This window comes from Wenyingzhuangia sp. (assembly GCF_039768515.1).
GTDB lineage: Bacteria > Bacteroidota > Bacteroidia > Flavobacteriales > Flavobacteriaceae > Wenyingzhuangia.
In genome coordinates, this window is the sequence record NZ_JBDNAI010000020.1 from 48,073 (window position 1) to 71,713 (window position 23,641).

General features: G+C 34.1%; 16 protein-coding genes. 6 read left to right on the forward strand and 10 right to left on the reverse strand.

Annotated features, from left to right (window positions below; translation table 11 throughout):
- Positions 1 to 36: 36 nt before the first annotated feature.
- Positions 37 to 1,812: a long-chain fatty acid--CoA ligase gene (locus tag ABF281_RS01500; protein ID WP_347179930.1), complete on the forward strand. Its 1,776-nt coding sequence runs from the start codon at positions 37 to 39 to the stop codon at positions 1,810 to 1,812.
- Here ABF281_RS01500 and ABF281_RS01505 read toward each other — a convergent pair.
- Together ABF281_RS01505 and ABF281_RS01510 are read right to left on the reverse strand one after the other, a co-directional pair.
- On the reverse strand, positions 1,809 to 2,303 hold the full coding sequence (locus tag ABF281_RS01505) for a metallophosphoesterase family protein (RefSeq protein ID WP_347179931.1): 495 nt from the start codon (positions 2,301 to 2,303) through the stop codon (positions 1,809 to 1,811). The two genes, ABF281_RS01500 and ABF281_RS01505, sit on opposite strands and share 4 nt — an antisense overlap.
- 27 nt (positions 2,304 to 2,330) lie before the next feature.
- Positions 2,331 to 3,263, reverse strand: a complete 933-nt coding sequence (locus tag ABF281_RS01510) for a polysaccharide lyase family 7 protein (RefSeq protein WP_347179932.1) — start codon at positions 3,261 to 3,263, stop codon at positions 2,331 to 2,333.
- Positions 3,264 to 3,464: 201 nt separating this feature from the next.
- Between ABF281_RS01510 and truA the strand changes: the two genes are divergently transcribed.
- From truA to ABF281_RS01525, 3 genes are read left to right on the forward strand one after another with little or no spacing between them, the layout of a single operon-like run.
- Positions 3,465 to 4,211: a tRNA pseudouridine(38-40) synthase TruA gene (truA, locus tag ABF281_RS01515; protein WP_347179933.1), complete on the forward strand. Its 747-nt coding sequence runs from the start codon at positions 3,465 to 3,467 to the stop codon at positions 4,209 to 4,211.
- Positions 4,204 to 5,976, forward strand: a complete 1,773-nt coding sequence (locus tag ABF281_RS01520) for an ABC transporter ATP-binding protein (RefSeq protein ID WP_347179934.1) — start codon at positions 4,204 to 4,206, stop codon at positions 5,974 to 5,976. The genes truA and ABF281_RS01520 overlap by 8 nt, the downstream gene beginning before the upstream one ends.
- Positions 5,976 to 6,356, forward strand: a complete 381-nt coding sequence (locus tag ABF281_RS01525) for a Rid family detoxifying hydrolase (RefSeq protein WP_347179935.1) — start codon at positions 5,976 to 5,978, stop codon at positions 6,354 to 6,356. The genes ABF281_RS01520 and ABF281_RS01525 overlap by 1 nt, the downstream gene beginning before the upstream one ends.
- Before the next feature lie 244 nt (positions 6,357 to 6,600).
- Here ABF281_RS01525 and ABF281_RS01530 read toward each other — a convergent pair whose 3' ends face one another.
- From ABF281_RS01530 to ABF281_RS01550, 5 genes are all read right to left on the reverse strand, one after another.
- Positions 6,601 to 6,963: a methylglyoxal synthase gene (locus ABF281_RS01530; protein WP_347179936.1), complete on the reverse strand. Its 363-nt coding sequence runs from the start codon at positions 6,961 to 6,963 to the stop codon at positions 6,601 to 6,603.
- Between the two features lie 119 nt (positions 6,964 to 7,082).
- Positions 7,083 to 8,078: a type I glyceraldehyde-3-phosphate dehydrogenase gene (gene gap, locus ABF281_RS01535; RefSeq protein WP_347179937.1), complete on the reverse strand. Its 996-nt coding sequence runs from the start codon at positions 8,076 to 8,078 to the stop codon at positions 7,083 to 7,085.
- A 37-nt stretch (positions 8,079 to 8,115) separates the two neighbouring features.
- On the reverse strand, positions 8,116 to 9,102 hold the full coding sequence (gene pfkA / locus ABF281_RS01540; protein WP_347179938.1) for a 6-phosphofructokinase: 987 nt from the start codon (positions 9,100 to 9,102) through the stop codon (positions 8,116 to 8,118).
- A gap of 136 nt (positions 9,103 to 9,238) precedes the next feature.
- On the reverse strand, positions 9,239 to 10,147 hold the full coding sequence (locus tag ABF281_RS01545; RefSeq protein ID WP_347179939.1) for a sugar phosphate nucleotidyltransferase: 909 nt from the start codon (positions 10,145 to 10,147) through the stop codon (positions 9,239 to 9,241).
- A gap of 68 nt (positions 10,148 to 10,215) precedes the next feature.
- Complete coding sequence (locus tag ABF281_RS01550) at positions 10,216 to 14,592, reverse strand: translocation/assembly module TamB domain-containing protein (RefSeq protein WP_347179940.1); 4,377 nt, start codon at positions 14,590 to 14,592, stop codon at positions 10,216 to 10,218.
- A gap of 39 nt (positions 14,593 to 14,631) precedes the next feature.
- Here ABF281_RS01550 and tsaD point away from each other — a divergent pair, with 39 nt between their 5' ends.
- The gene (gene tsaD, locus ABF281_RS01555) at positions 14,632 to 15,654 is read left to right on the forward strand and encodes a tRNA (adenosine(37)-N6)-threonylcarbamoyltransferase complex transferase subunit TsaD (RefSeq protein ID WP_347179941.1); all 1,023 of its coding nucleotides are present in this window, start codon (positions 14,632 to 14,634) and stop codon (positions 15,652 to 15,654) included.
- Between the two features lie 3 nt (positions 15,655 to 15,657).
- Here the strand turns inward: tsaD and ABF281_RS01560 are convergent, their stop codons facing one another.
- The 3 genes from ABF281_RS01560 to porU all read right to left on the reverse strand — a co-directional run bounded on the left by ABF281_RS01560 (position 15,658) and on the right by porU (position 21,784).
- Positions 15,658 to 16,728, reverse strand: a complete 1,071-nt coding sequence (locus ABF281_RS01560; RefSeq protein ID WP_347179942.1) for a ketoacyl-ACP synthase III — start codon at positions 16,726 to 16,728, stop codon at positions 15,658 to 15,660.
- Between the two features lie 66 nt (positions 16,729 to 16,794).
- Positions 16,795 to 17,889, reverse strand: a complete 1,095-nt coding sequence (porV, locus tag ABF281_RS01565; RefSeq protein WP_347179943.1) for a type IX secretion system outer membrane channel protein PorV — start codon at positions 17,887 to 17,889, stop codon at positions 16,795 to 16,797.
- A gap of 22 nt (positions 17,890 to 17,911) precedes the next feature.
- A complete protein-coding gene (porU, locus tag ABF281_RS01570) occupies positions 17,912 to 21,784 on the reverse strand; it encodes a type IX secretion system sortase PorU (protein WP_347179944.1) in 3,873 nt (1,290 codons plus the stop codon).
- A 138-nt stretch (positions 21,785 to 21,922) separates the two neighbouring features.
- On the opposite strand from porU, the gene gldJ reads away from it, so the two are divergent.
- Positions 21,923 to 23,617, forward strand: a complete 1,695-nt coding sequence (gldJ, locus tag ABF281_RS01575) for a gliding motility lipoprotein GldJ (protein ID WP_347179945.1) — start codon at positions 21,923 to 21,925, stop codon at positions 23,615 to 23,617.
- The last annotated feature ends 24 nt before the right edge of the window (positions 23,618 to 23,641 follow it).

Genomic DNA, 23,641 nt, shown 5'->3' on the forward strand with positions numbered 1-23,641 from the left:
TTTTTATATCTTCAATTCCTATAAAAAACACTAACAATGCAATCTATAACTAGGATATTTGATTTCCCATTACATCAACTTAAAAACCACCCCTTAAAAAAAGCTTTTACCACAAAACAAAATGGGGAATGGGTTTCTATTTCGACACAAGAATTTATTGACCAATACAACTTTACCTCTAAAGGTCTGCTGGAACTAGGGATACAAAAAAATGAAAAAATTGCGGTAATATCCTCCACGAATAGAACTGAATGGAATATTCTGGACATGGCAATATTACAAGTTGGTGCACAAAATGTGCCCTTATACCCAACAATCTCTGAAAAAGAATACGAAGCGATTCTAAATCATTCTGGTGCCACTTACTGCTTTGTTTCAGATACTGAGATTTTAAAAAAAGTAAAAGCGGTAAAAGACAAAACTTTTTTAAAAGATATCTATACTTTCGACAAAATTGAGGGTGAGAAAAACTGGATAGAAATTTTTGAGGCTGGAAAAAAATCTAACAAAGATGAGATGTTAGAAGATATAAAAAAAAGCATCGTCCCCGCTGATCTGGCCACAATTATTTACACTTCAGGAACTACCGGAAACCCCAAAGGAGTTATGCTAAGTCATGAAAACTTAGTTTCAAACACCATTACAAGTGCTCCCCGAGTTCCTCTTGAAAGAGGAAAATCTAAAGCTCTGAGTTTCCTGCCGATATGCCATGTTTTTGAAAGAATTATACTATATCTGTACATGCATGAATGTATTGAGATTTATTTTGCTGAATCTGTCGAAAAAGTTAGTGACAATCTTAAAGTAATACAGCCAGACATCATGTCTGGAGTTCCGAGATTATATGAAAAAGTTTACGACAAAATAATTGCAAAAGGAGAACAGCTAAAAGGCGTAAAGAAAGCTTTATTTTTCTGGGCCGTTAATCTAGGCTTAAGATTTGAGCCTTATGGCGCAAATGGCTTTTGGTATGAATTTAAACTAAAAATAGCTAGAAAACTTATTTTTAGCAAATGGAAAGAAGCTCTCGGAGGAAACATCAGTAATTTGGTTTCTGGTAGCGCTCCCCTACAAGAGAGATTGGTGAGGGTTTTTTCTGCTGCAGGCATGACGATCCTAGAGGGCTATGGGCTAACCGAAACCTCTCCTGTTATTTCTGTAAACGATATGAAAAACAACGCTTTCAAAATTGGTACAGTGGGTAAACCTCTACCAAACGTGATGGTTAAAATTGCTGAAGATGGGGAAATTTTAGCTAAGGGACCCAATATCATGATGGGCTACTATAAAGATCCTGAAAAAACAGATGAAGTAATTGTTAACGATTTCTTCCATACAGGTGATATTGGTGAATTGGACCAAGATGGTTTTCTAAAAATTACGGACCGTAAAAAAGAAATTTTTAAAACTTCTGGAGGAAAATACATAGCACCCACACTCATAGAAAACGAATTAAAACAATCTAAATTTATTGAACAAATAATGGTCATTGGGGAATCTCAAAAAATGCCCGCTGCACTCATACAACTCAATTTCGAGCACACTAGAAAATGGTGTGAAATTAAAAACATCACGGGGGTGGATACCAACAACAAACTAGCAGAAAACCGTTTTGTTAAAGATAGAATTCGCAAAGAAATTACTTTTCACAATCAAAAATTTGGAAACTGGGAACAAATCAAAAAATTTGAACTCACTCCTAACGAATGGACATTGGCCGGGGGTCACTTGACTCCAACTATGAAAGTCAAACGTAAAGTTATTCTAGAATTATATCAGGATTTGTTTACAAAAATATATCCAAAAAATTAAGATTTCTTTCCCAATTCTATGATCTCTAAATGAGCTATTTCGCCATTATGAATCTCAAAACGTAACATCGTTCTGACCGTATGAAATCCATAAATCCCAGCTGCTCCTGGATTCATATGCAGAAGAGCTAACTTATGATCATATTGAACTTTTAGAATATGCGAATGCCCACTGATGAATAATTTTGGTGGGTTTTTTATAATTACTTCTTTAATTCTTTTGTTATATCTTCCTGGATATCCCCCAATATGAGTCATCAAAACCTCTAATCCTGCTATGCTAAATCTATGGTCTAACGGAAACTCCGATCTTACATCACTGCTATCAATATTACCATACACTGCTCGTAACGGCTTAATTTTCTTTATGGCATCAGCTACTTCTATCTTACCTATGTCACCAGCATGCCACACCTCATCAGCCCATTTTACATGCCTTAAAACAGCATCATCTAGGTGGCTATGTGTATCTGAAAGCAACAATATTTTCATTTTTTATAGGGTTTTAAATATGTTTTTCTATTGCTTGTGTTCTGTAATTACTTTATGTAAAACAACTTGAGCAGACTTTTCAAAATCATCATGCCAACCAAAATAGTTACCTGTCTTGAAATAGTTTTCATGAACATATCCATTACCTACATAATCATATATTTCAGTATACGCTTTATTGATTCCTTTGGCTTCACACACCAAACCACAATATAACTTACCCTTTTCTATCTTTATCTTAAAGGTAAAGATTTCATGGTCAACCCTTCCAAAATCAAGCTTTTCATCATAAGCACTGGTCCACGGATCACTATGTTCAGGCTTTGTGTAATAATCTATTTGGATCATGCCACTATTCCATCTTATTTTTACTGTTGCCGGATTGCCACTAATACCTTCTGACTCTTTTCCATGTATTTGCGCAACAATTGTTCTACCATTACCCTCAACAAAATCAACTTGTATGGTGGACTCTAAAACATGAACCCCAGATTTCATAGACCAGTTGTCTTTAGTGTCTTGTACTCCTTTCCAAAATTCTCTCAGTTCGGTCCTGCAATACTTTCCCCCCAATGCGGAAAACCCTGAAGTAGTGTACCCCGTAAATTGAGTCCATAGGGTATAACTACCGTCTGAATTTCTAAAGAAGTATTTTGAGGCCTCTGCTGAAAGATTTTCCTTGACAATTTCTTCGTATCTAATAGAAGTAGCTTTGCCCGCTCCTGAATTTATGGGGACAGATAAGTACCAGTTTTCCCATTTGATGTTATCCTCTTTTTCAGTAGAATTTTCTTCTTCATTTGGGACTTGTTCCTCAGGAGGATTGTTTTCTTCCACTGGCGTCTCTTCTTCCTCTACAATTTCATCTTTCTTTACTATCTCTTGATCAGAAGATGAAGTACATGAAAACAATAAAAAAACAAACAAGAAAAAGAAATGATTAACAATCTTTAGTTTCATTTTAAAACATTTTAATACAAAGGTTATTTCGAGTTATAATAGCATTAAGTTATGCTCTTCAAAACTAATGTTCTTAAATCAAACATTAATCAATAAACCCATAAAAATTGACCCTCACCATTATTTGGGTTTAACAATCACAGTAGATTCTGTTGATTGTAACCTCATAATTCAATATCTTTATCCTCTAAAAAAAAGGCTTTGAGGTACTTTGCAGAACTTTCATACTTAGGAAAAAATTATCATGGATGGCAAATACAACCCAATGCTATCAGCGTGCAAGAAGTGGTACAAAATTGTTTATCCACTATATTAAGAACTCAAATAGAGGTAGTTGCAGCTGGAAGAACAGATGCTGGTGTACATGCAGCTCAGATGTTTATCCATTTTGACACCAAATCAAAACTTGATACGGATGTGTATTGCTATAAAGTAAATGCCTTGTTGCCAGATGATATTGTATTCAAAAACATTTTCAAAGTTAAAGATACTGCACATACTCGATTTGATGCCATAAAGAGAAGCTATCAGTATAAAATATTACAAGGTAAAAGTCCTTTTACAACAGAAACGGAATGGCAAATAAACCAAACTTTAAATATCGACGCCATGAACCATGCAGCTACATATTTATTGGAATTCACCAATTTTAAATGCTTTTCTAAATCCAAAACTGATGTAAAAACTTACAATTGTGATATTAGCAAAGCAGAATTTATGGTTCAGGGTAGTCAATTGGTCTTTCACATCTCTGCAAATCGATTTTTACGAAATATGGTTAGAGCGATAGTAGGCACTTTATACGCTATTGGACAGGGTAAAATACCTCCTGAAGACATGATCGACATCATCAAGAGTGGACAAAGATCTAGTGCTGGTATGTCCGCTCCAGCCCATGGCCTTTTTTTAACTGAAATAACATACCCAGAAAACATCAAAAATGCCTAATTCTAAAAAGAACAAAATTCTCGACCTCAATATCTTTAGTCGAATCATGAGCTATGCGATGGATTATAAGGCTCTGTTTGTTTCAACAAGTGTCTTTTCTATATCCTTAGCTATAATTTCTACGCTTAGACCCTACCTAATGATCAATGGAATAGACAACTATGTTTATACAAAGACTGAGGAGGGATTTTTAAACTTTGCTATCCTCATTTTGATAGCTCTAATTGCTGAAGTTATCCTTCAACTGTGTTTTATTTATTTAGCCAATCTCTTAGGTCAAAGTGTTATCAAGGACATCCGAATCAAACTTTTCAAACATATTTTAAAGTTTAACATGGCCTACTTCAACAATTCCTCTGTAGGTAAAATGGTCACCCGTGTCGTATCAGATGTGGAAACCATAGCCCAGTTTTTTAGCCAAGGTCTTTTTATGATTGTAAATGATATTCTAAAGATGTTCATTATTGCCATTTTTATGTTAATCATCAATTGGAAATTAGCCTTAATTGCCTTTGTTGTTCTACCTATTCTAATTTACGCAACCAAGATTTTTCAGAGAGCTATAAAGACAGCTTTTCAAGAAGTACGAATTCAGGTCGCAAATCTCAATGGGTTTGTCCAGGAAAGGGTTACAGGGATGAAAATTGTACAACTTTTCAACAGAGAAAATATTGAATATAAAAAATTTCAAGAGATCAACAAAAAACACAGAACAGCTCATATAAAAACGGTCTGGTATTTTTCTATCTTTTATCCAATTGCAGAAGTTTTATCCTCCATTGCCATAGGACTAATTGTTTGGTTTGGGGGTAAAGAATTGGCCCTAACCCATGAAGTCACAGCTGGAGAAATTATTGGATTTATCATGATGACAGAAATGCTGTTTAGACCCTTAAGACAAATCGCAGATAAATTTACAACATTACAAATGGGAATGGTTGCCGGTGACCGAGTGTTTGAAATCATGGACACAAAAAGCCATATTGATAGCCACGGAACCTTTAGACCTAAAGATCTTATGGGAGATATTTGTTTTAAAGATGTTGTCTTTAGCTATCTAAAAGAAGAGCAAGTTTTAAATGGAATTACCTTTGAGGTAAAACAAGGAGAAACCATTGCTATTGTTGGTGCTACTGGAGCCGGTAAATCTACCATTATCAATCTAATCAACCGTTTTTATGATGTTGACAGTGGAACAATTACCATCGACGGTACATCTATAAAAGAATATGACCTGAACTTCTTAAGAAAAGAAATAGCTATCGTACTACAAGATGTCTTTTTATTCTCAGATAGCATCAAGAACAACATTAGTTTGCAAAAAGATGAAATCACGCTTGAAGAAATCAAAAGAGCAGCAAAACAAATTGGGATCGATGATTTTATAGAAAGTTTACCTGGTGGCTTTGATTACAATGTAAAAGAACGAGGCGTTATGCTATCCTCTGGTCAAAGACAATTGATTGCTTTCTTAAGAGCTTATGTTTCTAATCCAAAAATTTTAATTTTAGATGAAGCCACTTCTTCTATTGATTCTCACTCAGAAAAAATGATTCAATTTGCAATTAATAAAATAACACAAGGTAGAACAAGTATTGTGATTGCCCATCGACTGGCTACCATAAAAAATGCAGACAGAATTATAGTATTAGAACAAGGGCGTATTGTAGAAATAGGAACACATAAAGAATTACTCAGTACAAAAGGTGGAGTGTACAAAAACTTATACGATAAACAATTCGCAAAACAACAAGCTATATCCTGATGAAAAAAATTATTCATACAACAAAAGCACCAGCTCCTCTTGGCCCTTACAACCAAGGAATTGCCATAGACGGTGTATTATATGTTTCTGGTCAAATTGCTATCCATCCCGAAACTGGACGCTTAGAAAACAAGGATATCCAAACAGAAACCGTAAGGGTCATGAAAAATATAGAGGCCATATTACGAGAAGCTGGTACTACTTTTAAAAACGTAGTGAAGACTAGTATTTTATTGACAAACATGGATGATTTTGTAATGGTCAATAAAGCATATGGTACATACTTTGATGAGGACACTGCTCCAGCTAGAGAGTGTGCAGCAGTCTCAAAACTACCCAAGCACGCAACAGTAGAGATCTCAGCAATTGCCCATTTATAAAAACGTATTGATATATTGAACATCAACGGACAAAGACTTGCTTCATGTACAGGTAACAGCATAAACCTATCTCACCTAGCGACAGGTCTATATATCGCTAAAATTCGGACCTCAAAAGGAATGGTTAGTAAAAAGTTTATCAGATAAATCCAGGCCTCAAGAGCGGTTCTACATTCGGAAGAAGTAGGATTTCATAAATTTTAATTTTAAAAAAAACCTTCAGTGTTACCACGGAAGGTTTTTTCTATATAGATTTTATCAACAAACCAGCTGTAGCAGGATTTGTAGCTAACGGAACATTGTAAACATCACACAAACGCATCAACATGAATATATCTGGTTCGTGAGGATGCTTTTCTAAGGGGTCTCTAAAAAAAATGACCATACCTGTTCTTCCTTCAGCTACCCTTGCTGCAATTTGAGCATCACCACCCAAGGGTCCTGACAAATATTTAGTGACCTTTAAGTTGGCTGCTTCTACTTTAGAGCCTGTTGTCCCTGTTGAAATCAAACTTATATTTTTTGCTTTCAACAATTCTTTGTGCTCCATTAAAAACTGAACCATATCAGCTTTTTTTCCATCATGAGCAATTATTGCTATTTCCATATGACTGCTTATATAAAAAACTTATTTACTGAAAACTAAAATCTTAACTAACTCGAAGACAAACAAAAAAACCTCGAAACGATGAAGAAACGAGGTTTTTTACTTTGAATTTTTATTGCTTATAATGAAGCTGAATATTCAATTAAATCAACAATTTTTGTTGAGTATCCAATCTCGTTGTCATACCAAGCCACAACTTTAACAAAGTTATCGTTCAAGGCTATCCCTGCTTTAGCATCGAAAACAGAAGTACGAGTATCTCCGATAAAATCTTGAGAAACTACTGCATCTTCAGTGTATCCTAAAACTCCAGCCATTGCTCCTTCAGAAGCTGACTTCATTGCAGCACATATCTCTTCGTAAGTTGCAGGTTTATCAAGTTTTACAGTTAAATCAACAACTGAGACATCCATTGTAGGAACACGAAAAGCCATACCTGTTAATTTTCCATTTAATGCTGGAATTACTTTTCCAACAGCTTTTGCAGCTCCTGTAGAAGAAGGAATAATGTTATGGATTGCAGAACGTCCACCTCTCCAGTCTTTCATAGAAGGTCCATCTACAGTCTTTTGAGTTGCTGTCGCAGCATGAACAGTAGTCATCAACCCTTCAGAAATACCCCAATTGTCATTCAATACTTTTGCTATTGGAGACAAACAGTTTGTTGTACAAGAAGCGTTAGAGAAGATGGTCTCATCAGCTTTTAATTCGTTATTGTTAACTCCCATCACAAACATTGGTGCATCTGGAGAAGGTGCAGATAAAACTACTTTTTTAGCTCCAGCCTCAATGTGACCTTGTGCTTTTTCTTTTGTTAAGAAGAATCCAGTAGATTCAATCACATAATCAGCACCAACTTCATCCCACTTTAGGTCTGCTGGATTACGCTCAGCTGTAATTCTGATTGTATTTCCGTTAACAACCAAAGCACCATCAACCACTTCAACAGTTCCTTTAAATTCACCGTGAACAGAATCATACTTTAACATATATGCTAAATACTCAACATCTAACAAGTCATTAATCCCCACAACTTGAACATTTTCTCTAGCTACTGCAGATCTGAAAGCAAATCTTCCAATTCTTCCAAATCCGTTAATTCCAATTTTTACCATAATAATCTAACTAATTTTAATTTGTTTATTGTTTATTTTAAACACTCAAGATATCTGCGACTCTTAGCAAGTTCATATTGATATCATGGTGTAATTTCACTGCCTTTTCTAAATTGATAGAAGTAATTTCATTATTATTGATTCCTACCATTAAATTTGACTGCCCTGATAGTAGTAAGTCAACCGCTTTCACTCCTAATCTACCAGCCAATACTCTATCAAAACAAGAAGGAGCACCTCCTCTTTGCATATGCCCCAAAACGGAGACACGCACATCGTATTCAGGCATATTTTCTTCTACATAACTTTTGAGTTCAAAAACTCCTTTTCCAGTCTTATCTCCCTCTGCAACTACAACAATACTAGATCCTTTTCCAGATTTTTTACTCTTTTCTAAAGACTCAACTAACCTTTCAATCCCTAAATTCTCTTCAGGAATCAAAATCTCCTCAGCTCCAGCTCCAATACCAGCATTCAAAGCAATAAACCCTGCATCACGTCCCATTACCTCAACAAAAAACAATCTGTTATGAGAAGATGCAGTATCTCTAATTTTATCTATAGCCTCTACAACAGTATTTAGTGCCGTATCATATCCTAATGTAAACTGAGTCCCGTAGATATCATTATCAATGGTCCCAGGGATTCCAATGACAGGAACTTTATATTCACTATTAAAAATCATTCCACCTGTAAAAGAACCATCTCCTCCAATAACAATCAACGCATCTAGTGCATTTTTCTTGAAATTTTCATATGCTTTTGCTCTTCCCTCCGGTGTCATAAACTCTAAAGAACGTGCTGTTTGCAAAAAAGTTCCTCCTCTATTGATCGTATTACTTACACTTCTAGAGTCTAAAGGAACCAATTCGTTATCAATCAACCCTTGATAACCTTGTAATACTCCCATACACTCAATACCATTGAACACACAGGCTCTTACAACAGCTCTTACCGCAGCATTCATTCCTGGAGAATCTCCTCCGGAAGTCATCACGGCTATCTTATTTACTTTTTCTATCATAAGTGTTGGTTTATTCTCTGTAAAAGTAATAATTAATCAGGTATTGAAATGCCTACCTATGCAGAAGTACGAAAACGATATCGACCTAATTGGTAATTTCTAATCTTAGAAATATTTGAATCTAGGAGCTCTGCTACTAAGACCATAATTTTTTTGGATACACTTTTTTTTCCTTAAATTCTTTAATCGCTGCTGTCACAACCGATTTGTCTTCTGCATAAGTGACTCCATACCATTGAGCAACTGTGGTTAACACCTTTGCTACTCCTCTTTTTGCGTTGATCACATTACTAACCACAGTAGGAATAAAAAACTCACTCTTTAGTTCTTCTGATCGTTCCTCCATAAAAGATTTAAAATCCTCCTCTAAAACCTCAAGAAACCTTGGAGTGAAACCCCAAAAATTCATAGAAACAACTGTGCCTTTTTTCATCGGAACAAACTCCCCTTGGTCATCTTTCCTTACAATTTTGTTGTCCAATTTTTCTATACTAGTTCTTTCAATAACATCAATCAAATTATGATCAGCATCAAGAAAACATTCTCCTCTACTGACATAACCATTGTCAGAAATTGTTTTATCTATATTGTACCCCACCATGCACATGTCAAACGAATTCTTATCTAATCTAGACAATTCTTTTACAATGTCTTTATAAGCTTGTTTCCCATAAAAATCGTCTCCATTGATAACGACGAAATTGTCTTTAACAACTCCTTTAGTCATTAATAAAGCGTGTCCTGTACCCCAGGGTTTTGTTCTATTTTCGTTTATGGCATAACCTAATGGAATATCACTTATACTTTGGCATACATATTCAACTTCTATTTTCCCTGATAATTTATCATCAAAAATAGCTCTAAAGTCAGCTATAAAATCTTCTCGTACAATAAAAACCACCTTTTTAAATCCCGCTTGTATAGCGTCATATATTGAAAAATCAATAATAGTATCTCCTTCATCTGACATTGGATCCATCTGTTTTAATCCTCCGTAACGACTTCCCATTCCAGCAGCCAATACTACCAAAGTATATTTATTCATATTTTTTTAATATTTTTTTAGGGTATAAAATTAACTATTTTACTGTGATTTTGGGAGATCCTGATCGATCACTTTTCCAGCATTTCAAACTCTTCTTCTTTTATAGCTTTGTCCTGATTTCGTTTTTTGAATCCAATTTTCTTCAGCATTTCTGATATGTTGTTAAAATCAATACGATAATTTAAACCAATACCTTGTGTATATCCTTGATCATCGTCAGTGTATTGAATATCATTTAGCCTATTAAAAACAGTTGAGCGCAAAGAACCATCTTTGTTCATCAAAAACTCAACCTTAACCTCACCTACAACGGCAGTTTGTGCTCTTACACCAAGAGGGACTCCTAATTTACCATCAATCAAAATTCTATCGTTAATCTCTGTAGCCAATCCAATATCAATTTGATCATCAATCACAACATCTTCAACACTTGAAGCCTGTCCGGAAGTGTATGCCAAATCAATTTGAAATTTATCATCTTTTTTGTTAAATATCTGTGTAAAAGCACTCGATAAAATTTCTGATGTGGTATTTGTAATGACAGAACTCGTGTTGTTGATATTGTCTTCATCATAAAAATTCTTAGTAACCAACAACGAAAAGAATTGTCTCATTTTAGAGTTTTCATCTATGTTTAACTTAAAATCTAACTCTGAAGAAACTGTTGAACTAGCGTTTGGTATGGTAATGAAGAAATCTTGTTTAGAATCAAACAATTCTCCTGTTACTTTGGTGATCAAATCAACATCTATTTTTCTATTTACTGTTAAATTTTCTAAAAGCACTTTAGGATTTGCAATCACAGAATGTATGGCTTCTATATCTAGCTCTGCTTTATACGGATCTCCATCCCATGAAACTGTCCCTCCCTTTTTCACCACAAAAGGTTTGTTTACAAAACCACCATATTTGAAGTTATATAGACCTTCATCTACAACCAAGTCTCCATACATTTTTACATTATAGAGCCTATCAATATCGATAATCAAACTTCCACTTGTTCTTCCTTGCAAAGAACTTCCTGAGGTTTGGTCTATCACTACTTCACCAAGCGCATCTTTTGTTATGTCAATATTTAATTTAACAGACAAGCCACCAACCGTAACAACCTCTTCTTCTTCTGTTACAGTCTCAGTTTCTTGCTCTTTAAAATAGATGAATCTGTTATTTTCTACTTGTTTTACATCGCTTAGGGGTAAGACAAATTTTGTGTTTGGCAGTGTGGTTCCAAAAACATCAATTTTTAAATCAGTTGTAGGCCCCTTTATTGTGGCTTCACCCTTCATAAACCCTGTACCATAATACTTTGACTGTTCTTGTTGTGTAGTGTTTAGAACCAAGAGATTATTACTATCAATTTTAAAATCAAGATTCCAATTGCTGTTTTGATCGTAGTTTATTTCTCCATCTAAAATTCCATTCGTTTCATAGACAGCATCCTCTAATGTAACATCATTAAAAACTAGTTTTTTACCGAGTAACTCTATTTTGGTATTCCCAATAAAATTATAGTCTACATTTAAATATGGAAATTTCAATCCCGCATTGTTTAATTCTAAAACACCATAACTATAAAAATCATTTAAATTACCATTGATCGTGAAAGCACCCCTTGCTGTTCCCCGAATAGCAGAAAGAACGTTTCTTCCCAGAGGGCTTAAAGAAGCTAGGTATAAATTGTTTAATGCTACATTTAAATTAATTTCAGAGTTTAAAAAACTCTTTTTATTTACTAGTATTTCACCCTGCGCATCTATGTTTTGGATATCTTTACTACTAATATTAAAGTTGATATTGTAACCTAACTTCTTTTCATTTGGTTCAATACTGGTTTCCAAGTGACCATAATTCACTCCATTTATCTTCAGCTCATCAACAACCATAGAACCATTTGGTTTTAACAAAGTGTTTTTTTCTTTGAAAAAAACCTCACCGCTTGCAACACCATCAATACTTAGACTATCTATCCCTGTTAAGATTTCCGATAAATTTATCTTCTTAAAATTTAGTTTCAAATTTTTTGAATCATCTTTTCTCATAATTCCATCAAACTCAAATCTTTGATCTTTATGTTCAAAAGCTATTTCATTAAAACGAATATCTCCAGTGCTAAGGTTATAGTGAATTTTATTTTCCTTCCCTTTTAAATTAACCCAAATAGATTTCAAAAATTTAAAATAAACATTCTCAACTCCCAAAGACAACATATCTTCTTGTTTGGTTAGATAAAAAATAGCTCTGTTGTTTATTTTATCACTCTGAAAATAAGAACGAACAAACAGGGTATCATTGATCTTTTTTCCCAACAAAGACAAGTCTTGATAATTTTGTTGTTTAAATTTTAATTTTTGAAGAGAAATATTTGAATTGATCCATTGATTAGAATTATCAAGAGTAATTTCTAAACTATCCGCTTTTATTTGTTTCGAATGTATAGATGGTACTTTTACATAAACAACTCCCTTGTCCCCTTTTGAGTCTAACTTTCCAGTAATTGTCATGTTGTCATTTAACCAGAATTGATTGGTAAAAACTTTGATTAGCTTTGGATAGACATCCATTTTAAAAGCCAAATCTTTATTACCTACTTTTGATCTGGACGCTGAACCAGGGACAAACTTATCAATCGCATTCTGTAGAAGTACCTGTACATCTGAAAAATTAAAATCGCCCCTTCCTTGTACCTCCAACAAATCGTCCGAAGCGATTGAAATTGTCTTTGAATTATTAGTAGACAGTAACGATAATTCAACAGCACTCAAACGAATGCTATCTTGCAAAGTTTCTATCTTTACATCTGACACGAATCCCTCTAAAGAATATTTACTTGGATTTGTTGTGAAAGTAAATTGCCCTATTCCACTTATATTTTTTTGATACAAATCTTTATGCTTAAATAAATCGTTAACTCTTGCTTTGGTAACTTCTAGACTTAGTCGGTATTCTTCCGCTTTTTGTACCCTTGATTTTGTTATCTTGGATGTGAACGTCAACAAAGTATCTTTAGATTCAAGATCAGCAGAAAAGGAATTGTTGTTCAGATGAAAATCAACAGTAGAATTAGACAATTTTATATGTTTATACTGTAACGATTTGACAATCAGATTTGCTTTGAGATCAGTATGATCTTTTCCTATTCTTCCTTTGATTCCTCCCTTATAATTGATGTTTTTTAGGTCCTTTACTTGTTGAATTCCATACTGAAACCCATCATGGACTGAAAACTCTAAATATTTATGATCGGTATTCAGATGATTGACAAAACCGTCAATATTAGCGACACCAACGTTTGTAATGGCTTCTCCATTGGCTTTGAAGTGATCTTTGTTCACTCCTATTGATCCCTTATACTTTATTTGGTCTACTCCTACATATTGTTTTTTAATGTACCTGCTATACGGTCGAGGTAATATTTTCTGTAAGTAATTGGTGGACAAATCAAAACTTCCATCAGTCATTAGAACATTTAGATTTGATCTTTTTTTAATACTATTTTTTAGTTGGAAATCTCCCGCTATAAAAAAGGGCTCTTCAATCGAGGCTATCTTTGTATTTGTCAATCTTAAATCGTTCAAGGTTCCAGAAATAGCGGAACGGATAGTAAAGCTTTCAGAGCCATCAAAAAAGGGATAAATCTTATCAATATCATTTAGTGACAATTCACTCTCTTTAATAATCCCTTTCAGGCTAACTTTATTAACAAAATCTGAGAAAGCTTCTGGTTGATAGTCAAAAACTACATCTAAGTTGATCTTTGAATTTGCTGTGACAATCTGAGTATTCTCAAAGCTCATATTCGACAAAGAATAATGAAAATGGGTAGCTAATTTTTTATACTTAATATTATAAACATCTCTAAAACTCAAAGAATCAGTATATAACTCTACATTGGGACCTAAAACATTTAGTAGATCTACGTGACCAAATATGCTACTAAAATCTACCACACGATGATCGTTCTTTGTACGTGAGTACCCTAAATCTGCTATGTGTACTTTTTTGAATCTAAATTCAAAAGGATTTTTTGCTTTATCTTTTGGTGATAATTTGTTAGACATGATGCTCAAGCTCCCTGATTTTTCACCAGGATAAACAACATCAACCACTCCTGCGTGACTTAGTTTTAGGTCTGAAAAGGAGATCACTTTATCCTTTATAAGAAACACATCGTTTAGCTTACCTTCTACAGATTGAATATATATGAGTGTATCCTGATGATGGTCTGTAACCAAAAGGTTATTGATTTTAAAATAACCAAATGGATTGATTTTAATAGCTTCTACCTGAAAATCTACATCATAATTTTCTTCCAACATCTCAAAAACCCTCTCGGCAATCAATAGTTGAGTCTTTCCAAATTGAAGGGAGAGAACCAACAAAAGTAGCAAGGCTACCAATGCAAGTAAAAATCGAGCTAGTATTTTTATTATTGTTTTTATAAACATTAAATTTGTGCCACTAAATTAGTCATTTTAACTGTAATTATGCTTGATAAAACCTACATCTTAGCAATAGAATCTTCTTGTGATGACACCAGTGCATCTGTAATACAAAATGAACAGATTCTTTCTAATGTCGTAGCCAACCAAGAAATACATGCTAAATATGGCGGGGTTGTCCCAGAGCTCGCTTCAAGAGCACACCAACAAAATATCCTACCTGTTGTAGAAACAGCTTTACGAGAGGCTAATATAAACAAAGAACAGTTACATGCCATAGCATTTACTCAGGGCCCTGGGTTGATGGGCTCTTTGCTTGTAGGTACTTCTTTTGCAAAATCTATGGCATTGGCTCTAGACATACCTTTGTTGGCCATCAACCACATGCAAGCTCATATTTTAGCACATTTTATCGATGATGCTAACGACATAAAACCTAATTTCCCTTTTTTGTGTCTTACCATTAGTGGTGGTCACACTCAAATTGTTAAAGTCAATGATTTTTTTAACATGGAAATTTTAGGGGAAACTATAGATGACGCTGTAGGTGAAGCTTATGACAAAACAGCAAAAATCCTAGGACTTCCTTATCCTGGAGGACCTTTGATAGATAAATATGCTAAAACAGGTCTTCCTGTTTACAAGTTTACAAAACCCAAAGTAAAGGCCCATCATTTTAGCTTCAGCGGATTGAAAACAGGTATTTTATATTTTTTACAAAAGCAAGTAAAGGAAAACCCAAATTTTATCAATGAAAACATAGAGAATATTTGTGCCAGTGTTCAGAATACCATTGCAGAGATTTTAATGGATAAACTAAAAACTATAGTAAAAGAAACAGGAATTACACAAGTTGCGATAGCAGGGGGGGTTTCTGCAAATTCTGAAATAAGAAAGCGCCTAGCTCATGCACAAAAACATTTTGGATGGACTACCTTTATTCCCAAATTTGAATACACAACAGACAATGCTGCAATGATTGCCATTACCGCATATCAAAAATTTAAACTAGGACTGATTGAAGACCAGAGTATTACTGCAAACCCAAGACTAAAGGTAGATGTATAAAAGTTATGATTGGTAGGTAACTGCATTGATATTCATGCCAGCTCCTACAGAGGCAAAAATGATAATATCGCCTTTCGTTACAATGTGGTTTTTTAACTGATCGCTTAAAACCATATCATATAAAACAGGAACTGTAGCAACTGAGTTGTTACCCAGTTTCTGAATAGACATCGGCATTACATTCTTTTTTACAGGCTTTTTAAACAAACGATACAATCTTTTTACAATCCCTTCGTCCATTTTTTCATTCGCTTGGTGTAAAAATATTTTGTGTATGTCATCAATATCCAAACCTCTTTTATCTAAGACAGACTTCATAGCAGAAGGGACATTGACCAATGCAAATTCATATATTTTACGACCCCGCATTTTCATATAATTAATACCTTGATCTTTTTCTTTGTTAAAAGTAGGGCCCGAATATAGAAATTTCGATTCTTCAAGGGCATAAGTTTGAGCGACAGTGCTCAAAATCCCTCTTTCTGTCTCCTCTTCCAATGACTCTACAACCACAGCACCTGCGCCATCTGAAAAAATCATACTATCGCGATCATTATTGTCCACGACTCTAGAAAGTGTCTCTGCACCAACAACCAAAACTTTTTGAACATCTCCAGCTTTTATTGCCTGATTCGCTTGTATCAAACCTTGTACCCATCCAGGACAACCAAATAAAATATCATAAGCTACACAATTGGGGTTTTGGATCTCCAATTTATTTTTTACTCTTGTCGCTATACTTGGTAAAAAATCTCCTTGATAACTATCCTTTTTAATCTCTCCAAAATTATGAGCTACAATAATTAAGTCTAAATCTTCTTTGTTGATTTTTGCTGATTCTATAGCTTTCAAAGAGGCATTAAAGGCCATGTCTGAAGTGTTTACCGTATCATCTGCGTATCTTCTTTCCTCTATTCCTGTAATGGCTTGAAACTTCTCAATGGTTTTTTCATTGTCTTTTTCATATAAAGTTCCATCTTCATTTAAAAAAACATGATCCTTAAAGTTACTGTTCTTTACAATTTTGTGTGGTATAAAACTTCCTGTACCCGTTATAACTCTATTTTTATACATACATTACTGATATAAAAAACCAGTGTCATCAAATAACACTGGCTCAGATTTAAATATATTTTTTTATCAATCAACATAAATATCACCTACATCAAAAGATAAGGAAAACCTAAGGGTGCTTTCTAATGGATTGTTTACTACAGAATTACTAGATAAGTACGAAAGATCTACATTAAAAGAACTTGCTTTAAAACCTGCACCCACTGTTAAAAAGTTACGGTTTCCTTTATTTTCGTTCTCTTTAAAGTAACCTGCTCTAAACGCAAAAGAATTATTATAAAGGTATTCTGCTCCAAAACCAAGCGTTATTTCTTGTAATTCTTCACTAAACCCAGCTGGGGCATCAGAAAAAGAGGCAAACATTCCTTGTAAAAAGTTTTTGTCTTCTCCGTTTACAGTTGGAACCAACAACTTAGCAAGCTCTAAGCTTACTCCTATTTGGTTATAATCATCAAAGATAAAGTCAAATCCACCTCCTAATTTTAAGGACGTTGGTAAGAATCCCTCTCCTGATAAAACAGTTACTTTTGGTCCAACATTACTAATATTAAATCCACCTCTAATCACTCCATTAAACTCTTCAAAAGGGATTTCGTTTGATTTATAAAAACCAGAAACATCTACAGCAAAAGCATTAGATGGCTGATTATCATTTAAGTTGGTTCCAGATATCGTCAAATCCGAACGAATAAAACGCAAAGCAACCGCCATCGAATAATTTGAATTTAGCTTAAGAGAATAGGCTCCGTCTATGGCAAGTTCATAGGGTGAAGCTGTTGTCGAGCCAGAATTGAATCCGTCATTGATTTGTACTTCGCCATAATTAAAATATTTTATCCCTCCTCCAAAAGCACTTCTTTCATCTATTCTTTGTTGGTAACTAATATTCCCAACATAGATATCATCCGTTAAGTTTCTTAACCATGGTGTATAGTTTATTGCAAGAGTCACTTCTTTTTTGTGAAACACCATTTTTGCAGCATTGTGAAATAACGCATTACCATCGGCATTACTGGCAACACCAACATCTCCCATACCTGCTGCTCTTGCATCGGGTACAATATTTAAAAAAGGAGCTACTGTGGTGATTGTATTGTTTTGGGCATAAGCTTCTATGCCAAAAACAAGAAACAATAAGGCAAACTGATTTATTCTTTTCATAAACTATTCAATATTTTTTATTTTACAAAATTACTAATTTTTCTATTTTTTCATTTGATTGACCTGTAATATTTTCCTTAACAGTCAATTTGTATATATACACTCCTTTTCCTAACCTATTTCCATAATCATCTTTTCCATCCCAAGTAACAACTCTTGAGATTTCATCTAAATTACTATCTGATCGATGTATCGTTTTGAGTAATTTTCCTGACACAGTGTAGATCTGAACCGTTATTTCTATTGGATCTCCTAGCCTATTATTTTTAAACCAAAATTCTGTGTGGTTGATAAAAGGATTTGGGTAATTTAAAACTTTACTTATTTCAAAACCCTTATCCTCTCGAACGTAAAAACTTAACGACTGTGTTGACGAATTATTGTATGTATCCCAAGCTTTTAAAGTTAAGGTATGATTACCCACTGATAATTCTTCTATTTCATAGCTTATCAATCCTGTAGTAAAATCATCTTTCTCTGTAGTATAAAACTCATTTACAGAGATAGGATTTGCATAATCCCCATCTATAACAACTGTAATGTCGTGACCAATTGAATTGAATGAAGTATTCACTCCACTATCATCATAAATTTTGGCTAATAATTTTGGTGTTGAAGTTGTGTTACCACCATTCACGAAAGTTTCATCATCTAAAAACAATTCAATGACAGGTGGAGTCTTGTCTTCTGGAGCTTCTGTGTCTATTCCACCAACTTTATAATTGAAATCACTTCCTATTCTTTCCTTATCATCAGAAGCTGCATAAAAACTAAACTTTGCTTTTTCGGGCGTTAAACTCAAGTCTTTCGACAAAACAAAATCAAAAGAAAACTTACCTTTAGTCACAGATGCTTCTCCAACAAAAACCTTGTTTTCCAAAGATTTAAACTCTAAAACAGTACCACTTCCCTCATTCAAGAGTGTTTTTCTGTCTATTTCTTTATCAAACAAGGTTATGTTTAACGTTCCGTCAAAATCAGTCAAAACACTTCCATTTTCAGCAACAGAGCCTGTAACTTTTATTTTAGATAACGCTTTTAATTCTGTCACTTGTTCTAGAAAAGTATTCTGTGAAACTGGATCTATTGAATATTTTTCAATTTTATCAATGTCTATCCCTCTTTTTGGTAAAGACAATTTCATAGCAGGATCTCCTAGAAAATAAACAAAAAATTGATTTCTTACTCTTACTTTGTTTTTTACATCTCTTAGAGCTTCTGCAGCTGTTCTTGTTTTTCCGTCAAAAGAATATAAATAATCTGCTAAATTCCTATTTATGCTATTCCCTGCAAAAATTGTGATTTCTCTCGATGTTGCAATCATAGCTATAGCGCCGCCTAGTTCGCTTTCAATCAATTCTTCTCCTCCAGATAATATTGTTGGATCGTCAAATCTTGAAAAATCGCAAGTAACAGTTATAAATAAAGGCAAATTATTAAGGTTTCTTAAGGATCTGATGGCAGAAATATCTAAAAAATTTTCTTGGCCTAAAGTATAATTATTACCATGTCCAAAATAATTAATCACCAAAGAGCCTTTGGAAAAAGCATCTTTAAACCTTTTAGTCACACCAGGGTAAGCCCCCCCTCCTGAGGTGATTTCCTCTTTGAAAGCGTCAGTGTACAGTTTATTTATATTCAAATCAGGATTGTTCCTTGCAAGGATTATACTTGAATCTTCTAAGTACTTGATTAAGGATTGATCAGATCCTTCTTGACCATCATCACCAAAAAGTGAAACTCTAGTTTTCCAAGCTCCCCATGACGTTGAAGAATAATAGTTCAACAACTTTGTAACATATTGATTTGCTTTTGTCAACGTCCCCACTGGAATTCTACCAGTCACAATATCCATTTGTCCAACAAGGCTAAGATCTCCCTCGGTTAAGTTATCATCCGACGGATCCAAATATGCAAAATAATCATCGGTATTGTATGAATGAATCAAATTATTACTTACCAATGACTGATAAGTAGGAACTATTTGGGTTTCGTCGTATGTTATGCCTTTAAAATCAAATGATGCATCTCCAAACAAACATAAATATTTTAACTTGGTATCACTTGTACTACTGTTGTCATATAAGAATTTTGCAAAATCTCTTATGGCAGTTATATCGGGTGACCCTGATCCAAATTCATTATATACTTGATTGATATCAATAACCTCTACTTTTATTTTTTCCAAATTTGATTCAGATATTGTTGTGTTTTCTCTGTGATAATCTCTTATTCTTTTTGCTTCGTCAAAAAATTTTTTTTGTGTGAGAATTACATACTGAATATCTTTTAAGGAATGTAAGTTTTGATTTTCTACATTAGCTCCACTACTTAATTTGATAGGAGCATAAGCATCTGAAATCTTTATCAACTGATAGGTGTTTAAATTTCCATCGGTAAGTTCCTTAAATTTAAAACTGTTAACGCTATCATCAATGTCATAAACGCTCAATGGGTTTGTAATATCTGTTATATTCCAAATAAAATCTAGCTCAGTTGCATTGGATATGGTGTATTCTAAAACTTGTTCGGTTTGGTTAGAATAAAAGTTTAAAAACTTAAATTGGCTTCCTGTTGCAACTAGGCTTCTGTCTGCAATTACTTCCAAATAATCAAGGCGGGCTGTCGCAGAAAGATCTCCTTTGTTATCCCAATAAACACTTAGGACCAGACTATCATCTAATGGACTCAAGGTACCCAATCCTTTTGTTTCATTAAACGCAGAAAAAGAATGAGGCTGTATTGGCCTTTCTAAAATTTTATTGTTTTTGTATAATACCGAATAGCTGGTGGGTATACTCCTAGACAAGGCACTAAAATTCCCCTTAACAATAACAGGTTCTGTTTTCAAAATATTCGGAAAATTAAAGGTAAAGTCTTGCTGATTGTCAATCGTAAAGTTTTCTCCAAACCATTGTCTACCTGCTCTTATGTAGTTGAATACATCTTTTTCGTGTAATTGGAAGTCTGTAAAACTTGTCACGCTTAAGGTTTTCTCACTATTTACAACCGGAGCACTTGAAATTCTTTTACCATCAATACCCATATCTATATTAATAAAATAATAAGCATAATCAGAATATATATTCTGTCTATGATAAATCGATGATCTATTTTCTATTTTCCATGATATCGGACCTTGAGCATAAAACAACACATAGTCACTATCATTAAATTTACCATCATCTTCTCCAAACACATAAATTGCATTTTCACTTAAACCTTCTCTTCTAAACTCCCCTAACTGCTCAGGCAACATAGCTCCACCATTACCAAATATTCTAATTTTTCTTGGGTCTAAAGTAGAGGTATCTATTCCTATCGAATTTAAAAAATCGGCATCTATTTTGAAAACACCTGATTTATCTACGGCTATTTTATACCAAGTTCCAGAATTTAATACCGAATTTCTAACGGCATTCATGGCACTGTTCGATGCTATTTTTGCGTTTTTATTATTAGATTGTCCTAAAATCAATTCATAGGAAACCTTGAACGACTGTACTTGAATTATTCTTCCTTCGCCATTCTTATACATAACGTTAGCTCTAACCGTATAATATTCATCATCTCGAGCAGTTACAACTTTCAACAATGGATTAAAATTGTTAGGTAAATAATTAAAATCAACTCCTCCTAACAATTCTTTATCAAGCTCTTTAGTTACAATATCATAGTACTTAACCTGACCAATAACTCCCACTTCCTCTTTATCCCATTTGTTTAAGTAAACAGGAATTGAATTCGCTTGAGGATATATTTTATCACCAACCCAAATGGTATTGTTGATGGTTGGCTCGTAGGTCTGTTTCCAATCAACCAAAAAAGTTAGGTCTTTTTGAGAATACCCAAGGAGGGTACCCATGAAAAAAAGAATCAAATATGGTAACTTCATTTATTCTTAAATTAATTGTACGAATATATAAATTTAGACGTTGTAAATGTATCTTATTTGTTGTTATATTAAATTGTATAATCAAGTATTATATAATATATTGCAATTGTTATTAACATAATATAGATTTCTATTTGTATGAGTAAAATAGTAAATAAATCACTATTATTTTGTGGTATTGTCCTTGTCATGTCTGGCTGTATAAAAAACAACCTAGATGAGGGCTCTGATAGATATTCGGAAAACATTGGTTATAATTTTAGTAATCTTGGATATGGTGGTTTGTCAAAACTTTCATCTGTAAGCAAACAAGAAGTACCCCCAAGTATGGTATCAATCGAAGGAGGACTTTTTGTCATGGGACAGACCGAACAAGATATAATGGGAGGTACTGTCAACAAAGCTAAAAACGTTCACGTCCAAGGTTTTTATATGGATGATTCTGAAGTTTCTAACAAAGAATATTTGATTTACTTAGATTGGCTAGCCAAAATTTTCCCAAAAAGCAATCCCAAATACAAGCACATCTATACGGCCGCTCTACCAGATTCTACGGTATGGAGAGGTCCTATGGGTTACGACGGTAACCTATCAAAAACGTACCTAAGACATCGAGGATATGAAAACTACCCTGTAGTAGGGGTGAGTTGGTTACAAGCCAATGATTACTGTAAATGGAGAACAGACAGAGTTGCTGAAATAAAATTGGTAAAACAAAAAATTCTAAAACCATTATACAGTACCAATAACGTTACAGTTGAAGGCAAAAATCATTTTGACATCGAAGTTTTTGAAGCCAACCCCAAACTATTATTTGGAGGAAATAAGGCGATCTACACAAATTATGTGACTCAACCCGACACACTTTTGAATGATTCTATCAGTTTCAAAACCATTGAAGAGAACAATAACAAATTGCATATTTTCAAACAATCCCCCCACCTTGACTTTAGACTACCTACTGAAATTGAATGGGAGTATGCTGCAAAAGCTGATATTGAAAATCGTTTTTACAATACAATAAGAGGAAGAAAAAAGTATGCTTGGAGAGGAGAATCTACGATAGATAGACAAAGTAAATATTTCGTGCAACACGCAAACTTTAAACAAAGTAAAGGAAACTACAACGGGATCTCAGGCTGGAATTCAGACTATGGAGATATTACAACTCCAATCAGAAGTTTTCCACCCAATGCTTATGGCCTATATGATATGTCTGGGAATGTTGCTGAGTGGGTTTCGGATGTATATAGACCTATTGTAGACACGAATTTAAACGATTTAAACTACAACAGAGGAAAAAGCTACCGAAAGCCAAAACTTGACGAGAACGGTGATGTGATCATCGCTACCTACAAAGACATAACCTATGACACACTACCCAACGGTAAAATAACCCCTTCTGTTTTACCTGGTCAGATTTTAAAAGAAAACATCAATGACAACGATGTTTATCTTAGCATGAATTACACTAAGGCGGATACTAAAGATTATGCAGATGGAGAATTAACTTCAACTATTGATTACAACGAAGCCGATAGTGAAGAAAGAGCTAGAATGTACAATTCACCTATTATATACAAGCCTCGAGTAAATAACAAAACTGGGGAAATAGAAATTCAATATGATGATCAAAGGAGAACAACCTTGATTTCAAATTCTACAAGAGTATACAAAGGTGGCTCTTGGAAAGATCGTGCCTACTGGCTAGACCCAAGCCAACGAAGATACATGGAAGAATACCTGTCCACAGATTACATCGGATTTAGATGTGTCGTGAGCAAAGTAAACGAGAATAACAACAAAAACAAACGAGTTCCCTTTTTGTTTTAGTCACAAATCAGCAAAAAAAAAGGC